This is a genomic window from Nocardiopsis sp. TRM 82005, assembly GCF_056312425.1.
In genome coordinates, this window is sequence record NZ_JBWDTQ010000009.1 from 41,108 (window position 1) to 56,396 (window position 15,289).

Sequence of the window (15,289 nt, forward strand, 5' to 3'; positions counted from 1 at the left end):
GCTGGCCGCGTTTACCGGACCACTGACAGCCTAAAGTGAGATTCTTGCTACTCCAAGTGAAAAGGGCACTGACGGATCGCCCGCCATGGGGAGCGGGAGAGGTGCACGGCGGGAGGGGCCGCGTCGGTGCCCGGCGGCGCGCCAGGGCCCTGCACTAAGGTTCGGAAGACACGAGTACCACAGGCCCGGCGGGCCCTGCCGCTCATCGTCTGGAATGGGCGCGTCAGACCGGCGGGCCCACCCGGCGGCGGCACAGGAACCAGAGGCGGATACGGACAGCATGGCCCCTCCCGAGCACGGTGACGAGAAGCGGCGGCGAGACCAGGGGCGTTCCGCCCCGGAGGAGGGCCCCTCCGGGGCGGAGAGGGCCGGGAGACTGCGCCGGGCGGTGGAGGAGCGCAGCGCGGTACCCCTGGTGTGGCTGCACCAGCGCCCCCGGTGGCTGGCCCCGCTGGTGTTGGGCGTCCTGTTCGTCGCGGGACTGATGGCACCCGACCCCGTCGGGGCACTGTGCCTGCTGCTGGTCGCGGTGTTCCTGACGTGGCTGGCGTTCCTGACATGGCCCTCCCTGACCGCGCAGCAGAGGGTCCCCCGTGTGCTCATGACGGTGATCGTACTGGTGCTGGCGGTGGCCCGCGTCCTGGGCTACTGACCCACGGTTCCACCAGAGGCCGGAGGGGTCCCGGCCGGGTCGTCCCGTGCCCCGATCCGGTCCGATCGCGGATTCGCCATATTTTGACAACCGTTTTCGTTTTCGTGATAATGGGACAGTGTCTGACCAGTTCACGGGCGGCGTCGGGAGCGACGCACCGCCCGCCTTCCAAATCGTCGACGCACGCGTCGCCTACGACGGAGTCCCCGTGCTCGACGGTGTGGACGTCGACGTACCCGCGGGCCAGACCATGGCCGTCCTCGGCCCCAACGGCTCGGGCAAGTCGACCCTGATGCGCGCGATGATGGGCATCGCACCCCTCACCTCCGGCCAGGTCCTCGTGCACGGCACCCCGTTGCGGCGGTTCCGCGCCTGGCGCCGGATCGGCTACGTGCCCCAGCGGCTCACCGCCGGGGGCGCCGTCCCCGCCACCGTCCGCGAGATCGTCGCCTCCGGACAGGTCGCCTCGCGCCGCCGCCTGTCCCTGCCCACCCGCGCCGACCGGGCCGCCGTCGACGAGGCCCTGGAGACCGTCGATCTGGCCGACCGGGGCCGTGACTCGGTGCGCGAGCTGTCCGGCGGACAGCAGCAGCGCGTACTCATCGCCCGTGCGCTGGCCGGACGGCCCGACACCTTCGTCATGGACGAGCCCATGGCCGGTGTGGACGCCGAGAACCAGCGTGCGCTGGCCCGCACCATCGCCGGCCTGCGCGAGCGCGGCTGCACCGTGGTACTGGTCCTGCACGAGCTGGGCCCGCTGGAGAACGTGATCGAACGCGCCGTGGTGCTGGGTTCGGGCCGCGTCGCGCACGACGGAACCGCGCCCGAGCCCACCGGCGAGTGCGCGCGCCCCGGGCACGAGCACCAACACCCGCATCCCGACCCCAACGCTCCCGACACCGCGGGCACCACCACGGCCGCGGAGATGATCCGACTCGAGGTACCCGGCCGTGACTGAGCTGCTCGACTACGAGTTCATGCGCCGTGCGCTGATCGCCGCCGTGCTCGTGGGCCTGGTGACCCCGGTCATCGGCACCTACCTCGTCCAGCGTCGCCTGGCCCTGCTGGGCGACGGGATCGGCCACGTCGCCCTGACCGGGGTGGCGCTGGGCCTGCTCACCAGCACCTCCCCGGTGCTCACCGCGGCCGTGGTGGCCACGCTGGGCGCCGTCCTCATCGAACTGGTGCGGGTACGCACCCGCACCAGCGGGGACGTGGCCCTGGCGCTGCTGTTCTACGGCGGCATCGCGGGAGGCGTGCTGCTCATCGGCCTCACGCCCGGAGCGAGCAACGCCACATTGGTCTCCTACCTGTTCGGATCGGTGAGCACGGTGGAGGAGTCCGACCTGTGGGTGGTGGGCGTGCTCGCCGCCGGGGTGTTCGCGGTGGTGGCGGTGTTCGGCCGCGAACTGTTCGTGCTGTGCCAAGACGAGGAGGTGGCGCGGGCCCACGGGCTACCTGTGCGCTTCCTGAGCGTGCTGTTGGCGGTGACCGCCGCGCTGACGGTGGTGATCGCGATGCGGGTGGTGGGTGTGCTCATGGTGAGCGCCCTGATGATCGTCCCGGTCGCCTCCGCTCAGCAGCTCACCAAGAGTTTCCGAGTGACGATGCTCCTGGCTGTGGCGATCGGGCTGCTGTCCTCTGTCGGCGGCCTGACCACGTCCTTCTACGCTGAGCTCTCGCCGGGAGCGACGATCGTCATGCTGGCTCTGGCCGTCTTCTGCGTGTCGGTGGTGGTCGGTGGTGTGCTGCGCCGCGTCTCCGGACGCCGGTCCTCGGCCACCCTCCAGCCCGTGGGGGAGAGTGTGGCCGATACGATGCCCCAGACTGATCGGGGGAGGGTGACATGAGTACACGACGTGAAGCGGTACGCCAGGCTCTGGGCGGGTACTCCGGTTTCCGCAGCGCCCAGGACCTGTACGCGGACCTGCGCGCCGAGGGGTCCAAGATCGGGCTGACCACCGTCTACCGGGCGTTGCAGGCGCTGAGCGACTCCGGCGAGGTGGACGTGCTGCGCACAGGTGACGGCGAGGCCGTCTACCGGGCGTGCGACACCGAGAACCACCACCACCACATCGTGTGCCGGGTGTGCGCGACCGCCGTGGAGATCGAGGGCCCGGCCGTGGAGAAGTGGGCCGCCGAGATGGGTGCCAAGCACGGGTTCACCGGCGTGACGCACACCGTCGAGGTCTTCGGAACCTGCGCCGACTGCGTCTGATCCCTTCGGGGCTCCGCTCCGCTTCGCCCCGTTCGCGGGCGCCCGGACGGCGCCCCCTTGGACTGAGCCCCACCCTCAGCGGAGGCCTGCGGGCGCGGCCCTGGCCGGGATCAGTCCCGGTGCAGGCGCAACGGTTCCAGGCTGGGACGTTTGGGGAGCACGTTGTCTCCCGAGGAGCGGCCGGTGAGGCGGCGGCCGATCCACGGCACCAGGAACTCGCGCGCCCAGTACAAGTCCTCCTGGCGGGCGGCCCGCCAGTCACGGGGCTCCGCGGGCGGCCACGGCTGGTTCCAGGTGCCCTCCACCGGCACCCCGAGCACCTCGCACACGCGCAGGGCCATACGGCGGTGCCCCTCCGCGGACAGGTGCAGGCGGTCATCGCTCCAGGCGCGGGCGTCGTCGAGGATCCGCATACTCCACCCGTCGACCACGTCGCAGCCGTAGCGGTCGGCGATGGCCCGCAGGTGCATGTTGTACGTGGCGATCCTGCCGCGCATGTGGCGCATCACCGGTTGCCAGTTGGTGTCGAACCCGGTGAAGACGACGACGCGTGCGCCGGTCCGGCGGAGCTCCTCCACGGCTCCGGCGAAGGCCACCGCCGTGGCGTCGGGGTCGCTGCCGGGGCGGATGATGTCGTTACCGCCCGCGCACAGCGTGATCAGGTCCGGTGCGAGCTCGACGGCCCGGGGGACCTGCTCGGCGATGACCTGGTCGATGAGCTTTCCCCGCACGGCCAGGTTGGCGTAGCGCACCTCGGCGACATGGTCGGCGAGGTGCTCGGCCACCCGGTCGGCCCAACCCCGGTAACGGCCCTTGGGCACGCTGTCGCTGTCCGGGTAGGGGTCGCTCATGCCCTCGGTGAAGCTGTCACCGAGGGCGACGTAGGACACAATGTCCTGGTGCACCGAGTCCATCCCAAAACCGCTCATAGTCAACGATGATGCAACTTCAGGCCTGGGTTACGCGACAGTAGGTTGATGCTCCCCCGGCTTTTGGGTGCCACCTCACACCGGGAACGGTTCAGTGCTCCCTGGTGATTCGGGTCAGCTCCGGGCGCTTGGCCGTGACCGAGTCCCCGGACGAGCGCCCCGTCAGGCGACGTCCGATCCACGGTCCGAGCGACTCCCGCACCCAGGTCAGGTCGTCTCGGCGCGCCCGGGACCAGCTGAGCGGCTCCTGCTCCGGCCACGGCTCGTCCCAGCGCTCCACCACCGGCACGCCCAGCACCTCGGCCACGCGCAGGGCCAGGCGTCGGTGCCCCTCCGGGGACATGTGCAGCCTGTCCTCGTCCCAGGCCCGGGGGTCGGTGAGCACCTTCATCGGCCACTGGTCCACCAGGAAGCAGTCGTACTTGTCAGCGACAGCGCGCACGTGCATGTAGTAGCGCGCGAACAGGCCGATGGTGCCGCGCATGTAGCCCGTGGCGACGTTGACACCGGTGAACAGCACGACCTGGCTCCCCGCGTCCCGCAGACGCCTGACCGTGTTGTCCAGGATCCGGACCATCCGCTCGGGGTCTCCGCCCGGGCGCAGCAGGTCGTTGCCGCCCGCGCTCAGGGTGACCAGGTCCGGGGACATCGCCAGGGCGGGCGGTACCTGGTCTGTGACGATCTGACGCATCAGCTTGCCGCGCACCGCCAGGTTCGCGTACTCGATTTCTCCCAGGTGGGCGGCCAGGTGCTCGGCCAACCGATCCGCCCAGCCGCGGAAGCCCGCTCCCGGGTCCGGATGGGGGTCCCCCACGCCCTCGGTGAAGCTGTCCCCCACCGACACGAGCGACATCCCCGGCCTGAGCACCGGGCCGTCCTGCGAACCTGACTTCACTTCTTCTCCTCCGGTACGGCGTTGGGCACGGCACCGCCGTAGCGGCGGTCCCGGCTCGCGTAGATCTCACAGGCCCGCCACAGGTCGCGGCGGTCGAAGTCTGGCCAGAGTGTGTCCAGGAACACGAACTCGGCGTAGGCGGACTGCCAGAGGAGGAAGTTGGACGTGCGCTGCTCACCGGAGGAGCGCACGAACAGGTCCACGGGGGGAACGTCGGGGGAGTACAGGTTCCGGGCGAGGGTGTCCTCGGTGATCTTGTCCGGGGAGATCTGCCCCGCGGCGGCCTTGCGGGCCAGCTCGCGGGCGGCGTCGACGATCTCGGCCTGACCGCCGTAGTTCACGCAGAACTGGAGGGTGAGACCAGTGTTGTCCTTGGTCATCTCCTCGGCGTCCTGAAGCTCCCTGATGACGCTCTTCCACAGCCGTCCCGCGCGACCGGACCACTTGACGCGGACCCCGCGCGCGTGCAGCGCGTCGCGGCGCCTGCGGATGGTGTCGCGGTTGAAGCCCAGCAGGAAGCGCACCTCGTCCGGGGAACGCTTCCAGTTCTCGGTGGAGAAGGCGTAGGCGGACAGGTTGGAGACGCCCATCTCCAGGGCGCCCTCGATCACGTCGAAGAGCGAGGACTCCCCTGCCTTGTGCCCCTCGGTGCGCGCCAGTCCGCGCTCCTTGGCCCAGCGGCCGTTGCCGTCCATGACCACGGCCACGTGCCGGGGCACCAGGGCGGCGGGGAGTTCGGGGGGACGCGCGCCGCTGGGGTGCGGGACGGGCGCGGCGTACTCCCGCCGCTTACCGGTGTCGAAGCTGAACAGGCTCAAGAACGCTCCACGTGGCGCAGTGATCGGATTCCGTTCTCCAGGTGCCATTGCAGATAGGCCGCGACCAACCCGCTGCACTCGGAGCGGCGCTTGTCCTCGCTGGCGTCCGCGCCGTCCCAGTCCCCTCCGAGCAGGGCCGACATCAGTCGGATCGTGTCCGGGGAAGGGTGCACGGAGCCGTGGGGACGGCACACGGAGCAGACCATACCTCCGGCGTGGACCGCGAACGCGCGGTGCCCTCCGCGGCTGCCGCAGCGGGCGCACTCGGTCAGCGCCGGGGCGTACCCGGCGACGGCGAGTGAGCGGAGCAGGTAGGCGTCCAGGACCAGCCGGGCGTCGTGGCTGCCCTCCCCCAGGGTACGCAGGGCGCCGATGAGCAGGAGGAACTGGCGCAGCGCGGGGTCCTTCTCCACGACGACGACCTTCTCGGCGGTCTCCAGCATCGCGGTCGCGGCGGTGTAGCGGGCGTAGTCGGCCACGACCGCCTCGCCGTAGGAGCGCACCGTCTCGGCCTGCGTGATGACGTCCAGGGACCGGCCGGTGTGCAGTTGCAGGTCGACGTGGGTGCACGGCTCCAGCCGGGCGCCGAAGCGGGACTTGGTGCGGCGCACCCCCTTGCCGACGGCGCGGACCAGGCCCGTCCTCCGGGTCAGGAGGGTGATGATGCGGTCGGCCTCGCCCAGTTTCTGGTTGCGCAGGACGACACCCTCGTCGCGGTAGAGACTCACTCCCCCATTATCGCGGATGCCGCGGACCGTCCGCGCGGACGGTTGACCCCACAAGCCCTATCTTGACCAGCTTTATCACAGTTTGGTTTCCCTTTTCGGAATATTTGCTCTACTCTCACGCGCTAGGGAGCCCCACGTCGGACCCGCCGCCCTTGCCCCGCGGCGCCCTGTCGCCGCTGCGCGCACACCCCCGACGCCGGCTGCCGGAGAACCCGCGTGGCCATGGGCACGAGCAACACGGGCTGAGGGGAGCACGCCTCCTCCCATCGCGGACGGCCGACCCGTCCGCGGTGTATCCGACCGACCCCATCCCAAGGAGAGCGATATGGCGCGTGGTCGTCGAGGCAAGCGCAGGACGAGCGCTCGCGGGCACCGCTCGGACCGCCGTGTGCGTCAACGCCGCGGGGTACCGCTCGCGGTCTCCCTGGCCGCGGTCCCGGTCGGCCTGGCCCTGGCGGGCGCGCTGCTGGCCACCGGGGCGGGCGAGGACCTCAACCCCTTCCAGAACACGGCGGACAGCCAGGTACCGGGACAGGTGGGCGACGCCGCGCTCGACGACTCCTTCGTGCCCGAGGCGTCCGAGGACGATGACTTCTTCGCCCCGTCCACCACGGCTCCGGAACAGGAGCCGACGTCCTCCGGCGACAGCGAGCCGCAGAGCGCGGACGCGACGGCCTCCTCGGTTCCGGAGGACTCCGAGAGCGAGGAGGACGGCAGCGGTGGTCAGGAGAGTGAGCCCGATGACGACGCGGGCGGCTCCGAAGGAGGCGGAAGCGAGTCCGGTGGGGAAGGCGGAGGCGGCGGAGGCGGCGGCGGTTCCGGCCCCTCCGCCAGCTCGGTGGCCGACGAGGTCGTGACCCTGGCCAACAGAGAGCGCGCGGAGGCCGGGTGCGACCCGCTACGGGTGGACTCACAGCTGACCGCCGCCGCCCAGGCGCACAGCGAGGACATGGACCGGCGCGACTACATGAGCCACCGGAACCCCGATGGTGAGGACCCCGGGGACCGCGCCCGCCGCCACGGCTACGACACCTGGGGAGCGGAGAACGTCGCCAAGGGGCAGAGCAGCCCCGAGCAGGTGATGGAGGCGTGGATGAACAGCGAGGGTCACCGCGAGAACATCCTCAACTGCGGTCTGGTCTCGATCGGTGTCGGCGAGTCCGGCAACGCGTGGACCCAGATGTTTGGCTGGAGGTAGGCGGGAGGACGCACCGTCCTCACGGGGCCGTCCGGCAGGGCCTGGGCGAGCCCCTCCGGTCCGGGGGGCGGCCGGTGATGCGCCGCACGGAACGGCTGGCCCGCGGCACCGGCTGCCGCAAGGTCCAGCTGTTGGCCGCCGACGACTTCCACGTGCACGCCTTCTACCGCTCCTGCGGTTTCGCCCCCTGCCCCGACGGGTCCCGCGAGTACGTCGTCATCGACCGGTAACCTGGTTCGCCGCCGCGGTCTTCCGCGGCCCGACGGAAGGTTCCCATGCGTGAACTGAGTGAGCTGGTCGAGGTGGAGGAGCCCGCCTGGCCGGTGCTGTCCGAACACCTGGCCCAAAGCGCGGTCCCCGTACGCGCGCTGCCCGCCGCCCCCGGACGGGGACGGACCTGCCTGCACCGGCTCCAGGTGACCGCCCGGTCCTTTCTGGGCGCGATGGCGCTGGAGTCCGGCGGCCTGCTCCTCGACGACGGCTGGCTGCGGGTGCACGGCGGCGGAGGGCCCCGGCTGCGCGGACTGGGCGAGGTCAACGACCTGAGCGCGGCGGTGGTCTACGGTCCGCCGCTGCGGCTGGTGGTCGCCCACGACGTACTGGGCGGGGTGTTCGCCCTCAACGGGCCGGGCTCCGAGGGCGGGGAGCATCCCGGCAGGCCTGGCGAGGTGGTCTACTTCGCACCCGACTCCCTGGAGTGGGAACCGCTGGAGGCCACCTACTCCGGCTGGATGCTGTGGATGCTGGAGGGCCGCCTGGAGGACTTCTACCGGGACCTGCGCTGGCCGGGCTGGCGCGGGGAGGTCGAGGAGCTGGACACCGCGCGGGGACTGTCTCTCTACCCCTTCCCCTGGACGGCCGAGGCGCGGAAGGACCTGGCCGCGACCTCACGCGGGCCGGTCGCGCTCGGCGAGCTGACCGCTGCGCACCGGGGGTTCTGCGCGACCCTCGGGTTGCCCGACCCGGGGTCCTTCGGCCTGCTCTGACCACGCCTGGCGCAAGCGGGCCGGGGCCCGCGACCCCGCGCCTGGCGGCGGTGGGTCCGGGCCCCGGTGGCGTACGTCGGCGCGGATGTGTCAGCGGCGGCCGATGGCGCTGCACAGGGCCTTCAGCGAGGCCGTGGTGATGCTGCTGTGGATGCCCACGCCCCACACCACGCGGCCGTCGATCTCGGCCTCCACGTAGGCGGCGGCACGGGCCTCGCCGTCCCCGCCCATCGAGTGCTCCACGTAGTCCATCACGCGGACCTTGACGTCGACGTCGGTCAGGGCGTCGCAGAACGCGGAGATCGGACCGTTGCCGGTACCGGTCAGTTCGCGGATCTCGCCGTTGACGCGGGCGTCGGCCTCGATCCGGTAGGTGCCCTCGCCGTCCGTGGTGGAGCGGTGGGCCAGCACAGCGACCGGGCCGCTCTCGGCCAGGTAGGTGGTGGAGAAGATCTCCCAGATGCGCTCTGCCGCGAACTCGCCGCCCTCGGCGTCGGTGAACTGCTGGATGACCTGGGAGAACTCGATCTGGAGGCGGCGCGGCAGGTCCAGCGAGTGGTCGCGCTGCATGATGTAGGAGACGCCGCCTTTTCCGGACTGGCTGTTGACCCGGATGACGGCCTCGTAGTTGCGGCCCACGTCCTTGGGGTCGATGGGCAGGTAGGGCACGTCCCAGGCGTGCTCCTCCTCCTGCGCGGTGAGGCCCTTCTTGATGGCGTCCTGGTGCGATCCGGAGAAGGCGGTGTAGACCAGGTCGCCGCCGTAGGGGTGGCGCGGGGCGACCGGCAGCTGGGTGCAGTGCTCGACCGTGCGGCGGATCTCGTCGATGTCAGAGAAGTCGATCTTGGGGTCCACGCCCTGACTGAACAGGTTCATCCCCAGGGTGACCAGGCAGACGTTGCCGGTGCGCTCGCCGTGCCCGAACAGGCAGCCCTCGACGCGGTCGGCCCCGGCCATGACGGCCAGCTCGGCCGAGGCCACTCCGGTGCCGCGGTCGTTGTGCGGGTGCACCGACAGCACCACGTGCTCGCGCCGCGACAGGTTGCGGCTCATCCACTCGATCTGGTCGGCGTAGACGTTGGGCGTGGAGCGCTCCACGGTGGCGGGCAGGTTCAGGACGATCTCCCGGCCCGGGCCGGGCCGCCAGACGTCCATGACGGCCTCGCAGACCTCCAGGGCGAAGTCCAGCTCGGTGTCGATGAAGATCTCGGGCGAGTACTCGTAGCCGAAGTACTCGGTCCCCTCCAGGTACTGCTCGGCGAAGCGCACGACGTGGCGGGTGCCCTCGACGGCGATCTCCTTGCAGGCCTCGCGGTCCACGCGGAAGACGACGCGGCGGAAGGTGGGCGCGGTGGCGTTGTACAGGTGCACGGTGGCGCGCTTGGCCCCCACCAGGCTCTGCACGGTGCGCTCGATCAGGTCCTCGCGGGCCTGGGTCAGCACCGAGATCTGCACGTCGTCGGGGATCAGGTCGTCCTCGATCAGGGACCGGACGAAGTCGAAGTCGGTCTGGCTGGCGGAGGGGAAGCCGACCTCGATCTCCTTGTAGCCCATCCGGACCAGCAGGTCGAACATCTCGTGCTTGCGGGCGGGGTCCATGGGCTCGATCAGAGCCTGGTTACCGTCCCGCAGGTCCGTGGACAGCCACCGCGGCGCCTCGTCGATGGTCTTCGACGGCCAGGTGCGATCGGGCAGATCCACCGGCGCGAAGGGCTTGTAACGGCGGAAGGGCATGTTGCTGGGCTTTTGCTGCGGCACCATCTCGGTGGCTCCTCGGGTGGTTCTGGCGCGTGGTCACGGTCGACCAGGGCAAGCCGAAGTCCCGCGGCGAGGGAGTCGACCTTTTAACGACCCCCGCCGCGGCCACTAAGGAGAAGCAGCTCGCGCAGCATAGTGATCAACACGCTAGCAGACCGACGCGAAATTCTGGTACTTGGTGTCCGCATAGTGGGACGAATGCCGCCTGAACTGGATCTTCACCGCACTGTGAGACGGGACACCGTCGACTGCGCCGCTACAGGTACCTCGATTTCAAGAGATCCCCGGCAAGTCTGTACCATTTCAGTGAACCCTTCAGTGCTAGGGGGGTTGTTGCAGATCCCGCCGACGGGACCCAGGGTGCGGCCAACACCCGAGGCCGCCGCCGAGCGCGCCGCACAGCGCGCTGGCGGCCGGGCCGGTACCGTCGGCGGGATTTCTCGTTTCCGCCCGGTCCGGGCCGCTGGGCCCCTTCCCTGATCGGCCCGCCGGGGCTACCGGTTTTATCCGAGAGTGCTCCGGCCTTCGGTCCGGAGGTGAATCGGCTCTGAGACTCCCGTGTGTCCTTGGCCGGTCACGTGCTGTCCTACCCCGCCTCTACTGTCAGCGGTGTGCAGCTGCGGTTCAACTGTCGCGTGTACCCGGACCCAGACCAGCGCATCCAGCTGGCCAGGGCGTTCGGGTGCTCCCGCGTGGCCTACAACGACGCCCTCGCGGCCCGCGAGACCGCGCGGGCCGAGGGTGCGGCCTTGCGCGACGCCAGGCACGGCCTCGACCTGCTCGCCCCGGCCCGGGAGCCGTGGGGGCTGGCCCGGGTGCACGGCCTGCTCGGCATCCTGGCGGGGGTCGAGGGCTCCTACCCGGAGTCGGCCCGTCTGCACCGGAGGTCGTTGGAGTACGCCGAGCGGATCGGCCTGTGGCCCACCGTGGTGGACGAGCTCTCCCGGCTGGCGCGGATGTCCATGCTCACCGGTGACCTCGACGCCTCCGACGAGTACAACCGGCGGGCGCTGCGCGTGGCGCGGGAACAGGCGTTCAGCCTCAGCGGCCGGTTCGCCCGCGCGGGGCTGGGGATGGCGGCCCGCCGCCGGGGCGACCCCACCGAGGCGGAGGAGCACCTGCGGGAGGTGCTGAGTGCCCACCGGGTCGACGGGTACCGGCCGGGTCTGGCGTTCGCCCTGGCCGAGACGGGGTTCTGCGCTGAGCAGCGCGGGGACGCCGTCACCGCCCGCGGCCTGCACCTGGAAGGGCTGGAGTACGCGCGGCAGACCAGCGATCCCCGTGCGGTGGAGCAGGCCCTGGAGGGGGTGGCCGGTGTCGAGGCCCTGGAGGGCGGGGGCGCGCGGGCGGCCCGGCTGCTGGGCGCGGCGGCGCGTGCCCGAGAGGACACCGGTGCGCCGCTGCCTCCCGGCGAGCGGTTCGACGTGGAGCGAATCTCCGCCACGGCGCGCGGCCTGGTCGGTACCGACACCTTCGACCGGTGGTGGGCCGCGGTGTTCCGCTGCCGGAGGCGGTCGGCTGGGCCCTGCACCCCGTGCCCGAGCCCGCTGAGAGCCGCTGACCCACACGGCGGCCTGCCACGGGGACCGTGGCCGACCGCCGGTCAGAACTCCCCCTCGCAGGCCCGCTGGACGTCCTCGGCGCCAAGGTCCTCCACGTAGGTCTCCTCGGGAGCCTCCTGGAGATAACCGTCGGCCTGGGCGCCGTAGAGCACGACAGAGTCGCCGCCGTCCCACTTGAACTGCAACTGGCAGTCGTCGTCGGCGTCATAGGTGGCCCACCAGAACCCGTTGGAGTCCGGGGCCGTGATCCTGAGTTCCTCGCCGGGGAGCCCGCTCTCCACCAGCAGTCGCTGGAACTCCTCCTCGGTTCCGCCCTCGGGGGAACAGGCCGAGGAGATGAGCGCAGCGGCCGTAACCACGACCGCAGAGAGGAAACGCGCGTGGGGGAACATGCTTTTCCAACTTCCGAAAGTGCCGACGACGGACCCGTTGCGTTCATCCGCTCCCTGACACGGCGACCCCGTCGTCCACGTGCTTCCCACGTTTCCCCAGGGGTGACCTGGAGAAAACGCACGTCACGACACACTCCGGACACAACCCCGTAACGGGGATTTCACCGGTGTCACGCGGGCCCCGGGCGATCCGTGTCGGCGGCCGCCTCCCGCCCGGGGCCCTCCGCGGGGAGGGGATCAGGCGCCGGGGACCGGCTCGAACTCCTTCACCGCGTCGATCGCGGGGCCGTGCGGGGTGTTGGCCTCGCGCTCGATCATGACTTCGACGAGCACCGGACGCGAGGTGGCCTGGGCCTGCTTTCGGGCCCATTCCAGGGACTCGCGGATCTCACCGGGTTCCCAGACGCGGCGCCCGGAGCAGCCGTAGGCCTCCATGAGCTTGACGTTGTCGGTGCCGTACTCGTCGTAGTGGACGTCCACCTGGTAGTTCATGTCGAAGGGGATCGATGCCTGGCGGATCAGGCCCAGGTACTCGTTGTTGAGCATGATGACCACGTAGGGCACGTCGTACTGGGCGGCCACGGCCAGTTCCTCGACCATGTACTGGAAACCGTAGTCGCCGACGATGCCCACGACCTCGGCGTCCGGATCGGTGTCCTTCAGGGCCTTCTTGACGCCGATGGCGGCGGGGATCTCCCAGCCGAGCGGACCCGCCTGGCCGCAGATCTGGTAGTGGCGCGGCTTGTGGGCCTTCTGGTGCTGGCCGCCCCAGATCTGGTAGAGACCGATCGCGGTGACGAAGTAGGTGTCCTCGTCGAAGACCTCGTTGATCTCCTTGTACACGCGCGGGGCCTTGACCGGGACCGTGTCGAAGTCCTCCCTGCGGGTCAGGGTGGTCTTGAGCTCGTCGATCCGGTCGATCCAGGGCCGCACGGCCGCAGTCGCGTCGCGGCGTCTGGCGGCGGCCAGCAGTTCGCGGAGGAACACCTTGGCGTCGGAGACCACTCCCAGGTCGGGCTCGAAGACCCGGCCGATCTGGGTGGCCTCGATGTCGACGTGGACGAACCGGCGCTCGCCTCGGTAGACGTCGATCTGGCCGGTGTGGCGGTCGGCGAACCTCGCGCCCACGGCCAGGACCAGGTCCGACTCCAGGAACGAGGCGTTGCCGTAGCGCTGGGAGGTCTGCACGCCGGTCATCCCGGAGTACAGGGGCGAGTCCTCGTCGAAGGAGCCCTTGCCCATGAGCGTGACCTGCACCGGCACCTGGAGGTGGTCGGCCAGCTCACGCAGCTCCTCGGAGGCCTCGGCCAGGATCACGCCGCCTCCGGCGAGGATCAGCGGGCGCTCGGCCTCCAGCAGCATGTCCAGCGCGCGTTCGACCCGCGGAGGGTGCGGCTCGACCGTGTTGACCTTCAGCGGGGCGTCGATGGAGGAGTCGTAGTCGATCATCTTCTGGGCGACGTCCAGCGGAATGTCCACCAGCACCGGTCCGGGGCGCCCCTCCCGCGCGACGCGGAACGCCTCACGGAAGATCCAGGGCGCGGTGGCGGCCTCCTTGACCTGGACGGCCCACTTGGTGACGGGCTTGGCGATCTCGACGATGTCGACCGCCTGGAAACCCTCCTTGTTCAGCAGGTCGGTGCGCTGCTGGCCGGTGATGCACACGATCGGGACGGAGTCCGCGATGGCCGTGTACAGACCGGTGATCATGTTGGTCCCGGCGGGGCCGGAGGTGCCGATGGCCACACCGACCTTGCCGGTGGTGCGGGACCAGCCGTCGGCCATGTGGGTGGCGCCCTCTTCGTGGCGGACGGTCAGGTGCTCGATACCGCCGACCTGTTCCATCGCTTTGTAGAGCGGCAGGATGGCTGCCCCGGGGCAGCCGAAGGCGGTGTCGACGCCCTCGTCCTTGAGGACCTCCACGACCGCGTTCATCGCGGGCATCTGTGTCATGGGAAGTGAACCCTTCGGTACTGGGGCCCCTGAGGGCTCGCCTGGCCCGGGTGTCGTCCGGGCGCCCGAGGACGGAGACCTTCGACGCCTTCGGGCGCCCGGACACGGGGTGCGGCGAGCGGAGCCCCGGAGAAAGAACAGTGCTAGGGGTGCTGAGGTCTGGACGGCCGCGCCTGCGGTGTCCCGGGTGCGGCCAACACCGGGGACGTCGACGCGAGGCCGTGTCCGCCCGGGCCGCTACCGGCCGGAGAGCTGCTCGATGATCTTCAGCAGCGCGGAGTGGTCGAGCGAGCCGTGGCCCTGGTTCCTCAGCGCGGCGACGGACTGCGCCACCTGCGCGCCGAGCGGGATCGAGACCCCGGCGGCGTGCGCGGAGTCGGTGACGATGCGCATGTCCTTGTCGTGCAGGGCGATACGGAACCCCGGGGCGAAGTCGCGCTCGCGCATGGCCTGGCCCTTGCGCTGGAGCACGGTGCTGCCCGCGAGCCCGCCGCCCAGGACCTCCAGGCCGGACTCGGTGTCCACGCCGTGCGCCTCCAGGAAGACCAGGGCCTCGGCCAGGAGCTGGATGTTGCCGGCGACGATGAGCTGGTTGGCGGCCTTGACCGTCTGGCCGGAGCCGCTCGGGCCGACCAGGATCGGGGTGGCGCCCAGGACGTCGAAGACGGGTCGGGCCTCCTCGAAGTCGGCCTGGTCTCCGCCGACCATGATGGAGAGCTTGGCCTCGACCGCACCGGCCTCGCCGCCGCTGACGGGGGCGTCCAGGACGCGCAGGCCGCGCTCGCTTCCGGCCCCGGCGACCGCGCGGGCGACATCCGGGCGGATGGTGCTCATGTCGATGACCAGGGTGCCGGGCTTGGCGCTGTCGTAGACGCCGCCCTCGCCGAGCATGACCTCCCGCACGTCCGGGGAGTCCGGGACCATGGTGATGACGGCGTCGGCGTCCGCGACGGCCCCCGCGACGCTTCCCCCGCGCAGACCGCCCTCGGCGACCAGGGCGTCGACGCGGTCGGTGCTGCGGTTGTGTCCGGTGACGGTGTAACCGGCACGGACGAGGTTGACGGCCATGGGCAGGCCCATGATGCCGAGACCGATGAAGGCGATTTTCCTGATGGGCACGTCGGCCCCCTTCGTGGCTGGTGCTCGTGTGGCTGTTCGGTACTGCGTGGCTGGTTCGTACCGCGTGGCTGTCTCACGGCA

Annotated in this window: 16 protein-coding genes; 8 read left to right on the forward strand and 8 right to left on the reverse strand. The window is 70.7% G+C overall.

Annotated features, from left to right (window positions below):
- Positions 1–280: 280 nt before the first annotated feature.
- The 4 genes from AC0T5L_RS06295 to AC0T5L_RS06310 all read left to right on the forward strand — a co-directional run bounded on the left by AC0T5L_RS06295 (position 281) and on the right by AC0T5L_RS06310 (position 2,870).
- Positions 281–652: a DUF6703 family protein gene (locus AC0T5L_RS06295; RefSeq protein WP_476164422.1), complete on the forward strand. Its 372-nt coding sequence runs from the start codon at positions 281–283 to the stop codon at positions 650–652.
- A 118-nt stretch (positions 653–770) separates the two neighbouring features.
- Positions 771–1,610 carry a metal ABC transporter ATP-binding protein gene (locus AC0T5L_RS06300; protein WP_476164423.1) on the forward strand — a complete coding sequence of 280 codons (840 nt, stop codon included), beginning with the start codon at positions 771–773 and terminating at the stop codon, positions 1,608–1,610.
- The gene (locus AC0T5L_RS06305; RefSeq protein WP_476164424.1) at positions 1,603–2,502 is read left to right on the forward strand and encodes a metal ABC transporter permease; all 900 of its coding nucleotides are present in this window, start codon (positions 1,603–1,605) and stop codon (positions 2,500–2,502) included. Before AC0T5L_RS06300 ends, AC0T5L_RS06305 begins: the two co-directional genes overlap by 8 nt.
- Positions 2,499–2,870 (forward strand): Fur family transcriptional regulator, encoded by a 372-nt coding sequence (locus AC0T5L_RS06310; protein WP_476164425.1) that lies wholly within the window; start codon positions 2,499–2,501, stop codon positions 2,868–2,870. Before AC0T5L_RS06305 ends, AC0T5L_RS06310 begins: the two co-directional genes overlap by 4 nt.
- Before the next feature lie 110 nt (positions 2,871–2,980).
- Here AC0T5L_RS06310 and AC0T5L_RS06315 read toward each other — a convergent pair whose 3' ends face one another.
- From AC0T5L_RS06315 to recO, 4 genes are all read right to left on the reverse strand, one after another.
- Entirely contained in the window at positions 2,981–3,784 is an 804-nt protein-coding gene (locus AC0T5L_RS06315; protein ID WP_476164463.1) for an SGNH/GDSL hydrolase family protein, read from the reverse strand.
- Positions 3,785–3,890: 106 nt separating this feature from the next.
- Entirely contained in the window at positions 3,891–4,652 is a 762-nt protein-coding gene (locus AC0T5L_RS06320; RefSeq protein ID WP_476164464.1) for an SGNH/GDSL hydrolase family protein, read from the reverse strand.
- A gap of 38 nt (positions 4,653–4,690) precedes the next feature.
- On the reverse strand, positions 4,691–5,512 hold the full coding sequence (locus AC0T5L_RS06325; RefSeq protein WP_476164426.1) for an isoprenyl transferase: 822 nt from the start codon (positions 5,510–5,512) through the stop codon (positions 4,691–4,693).
- Positions 5,509–6,240, reverse strand: coding sequence for a DNA repair protein RecO (gene recO, locus AC0T5L_RS06330; RefSeq protein WP_476164427.1), 732 nt, complete (start codon positions 6,238–6,240; stop codon positions 5,509–5,511). Before recO ends, AC0T5L_RS06325 begins: the two co-directional genes overlap by 4 nt.
- 325 nt (positions 6,241–6,565) lie before the next feature.
- On the opposite strand from recO, the gene AC0T5L_RS06335 reads away from it, so the two are divergent.
- The 3 genes from AC0T5L_RS06335 to AC0T5L_RS06345 all read left to right on the forward strand — a co-directional run bounded on the left by AC0T5L_RS06335 (position 6,566) and on the right by AC0T5L_RS06345 (position 8,424).
- Positions 6,566–7,438, forward strand: coding sequence for a CAP domain-containing protein (locus AC0T5L_RS06335; RefSeq protein WP_476164428.1), 873 nt, complete (start codon positions 6,566–6,568; stop codon positions 7,436–7,438).
- A gap of 77 nt (positions 7,439–7,515) precedes the next feature.
- Positions 7,516–7,668 (forward strand): hypothetical protein, encoded by a 153-nt coding sequence (locus AC0T5L_RS06340; RefSeq protein WP_476164429.1) that lies wholly within the window; start codon positions 7,516–7,518, stop codon positions 7,666–7,668.
- Positions 7,669–7,713: 45 nt separating this feature from the next.
- Complete coding sequence (locus AC0T5L_RS06345) at positions 7,714–8,424, forward strand: DUF2625 family protein (protein WP_476164430.1); 711 nt, start codon at positions 7,714–7,716, stop codon at positions 8,422–8,424.
- A 90-nt stretch (positions 8,425–8,514) separates the two neighbouring features.
- Here AC0T5L_RS06345 and leuA read toward each other — a convergent pair whose 3' ends face one another.
- Entirely contained in the window at positions 8,515–10,185 is a 1,671-nt protein-coding gene (gene leuA, locus AC0T5L_RS06350; protein WP_476164431.1) for a 2-isopropylmalate synthase, read from the reverse strand.
- 563 nt (positions 10,186–10,748) lie between these two features.
- Here leuA and AC0T5L_RS06355 point away from each other — a divergent pair.
- On the forward strand, positions 10,749–11,843 hold the full coding sequence (locus AC0T5L_RS06355; RefSeq protein WP_476164432.1) for a helix-turn-helix domain-containing protein: 1,095 nt from the start codon (positions 10,749–10,751) through the stop codon (positions 11,841–11,843).
- On the opposite strand, the gene AC0T5L_RS06360 is transcribed toward AC0T5L_RS06355, so the two are convergent.
- From AC0T5L_RS06360 to AC0T5L_RS06370, 3 genes are all read right to left on the reverse strand, one after another.
- A complete protein-coding gene (locus AC0T5L_RS06360; protein ID WP_476164433.1) occupies positions 11,786–12,103 on the reverse strand; it encodes a hypothetical protein in 318 nt (105 codons plus the stop codon). The genes AC0T5L_RS06355 and AC0T5L_RS06360 overlap by 58 nt on opposite strands.
- A 270-nt stretch (positions 12,104–12,373) precedes the next feature.
- Positions 12,374–14,089, reverse strand: coding sequence for a glyoxylate carboligase (gene gcl, locus AC0T5L_RS06365; protein WP_476164434.1), 1,716 nt, complete (start codon positions 14,087–14,089; stop codon positions 12,374–12,376).
- Positions 14,090–14,326: 237 nt separating this feature from the next.
- Complete coding sequence (locus tag AC0T5L_RS06370; RefSeq protein WP_476164435.1) at positions 14,327–15,208, reverse strand: 2-hydroxy-3-oxopropionate reductase; 882 nt, start codon at positions 15,206–15,208, stop codon at positions 14,327–14,329.
- Between the last annotated feature and the right edge of the window lie 81 nt (positions 15,209–15,289).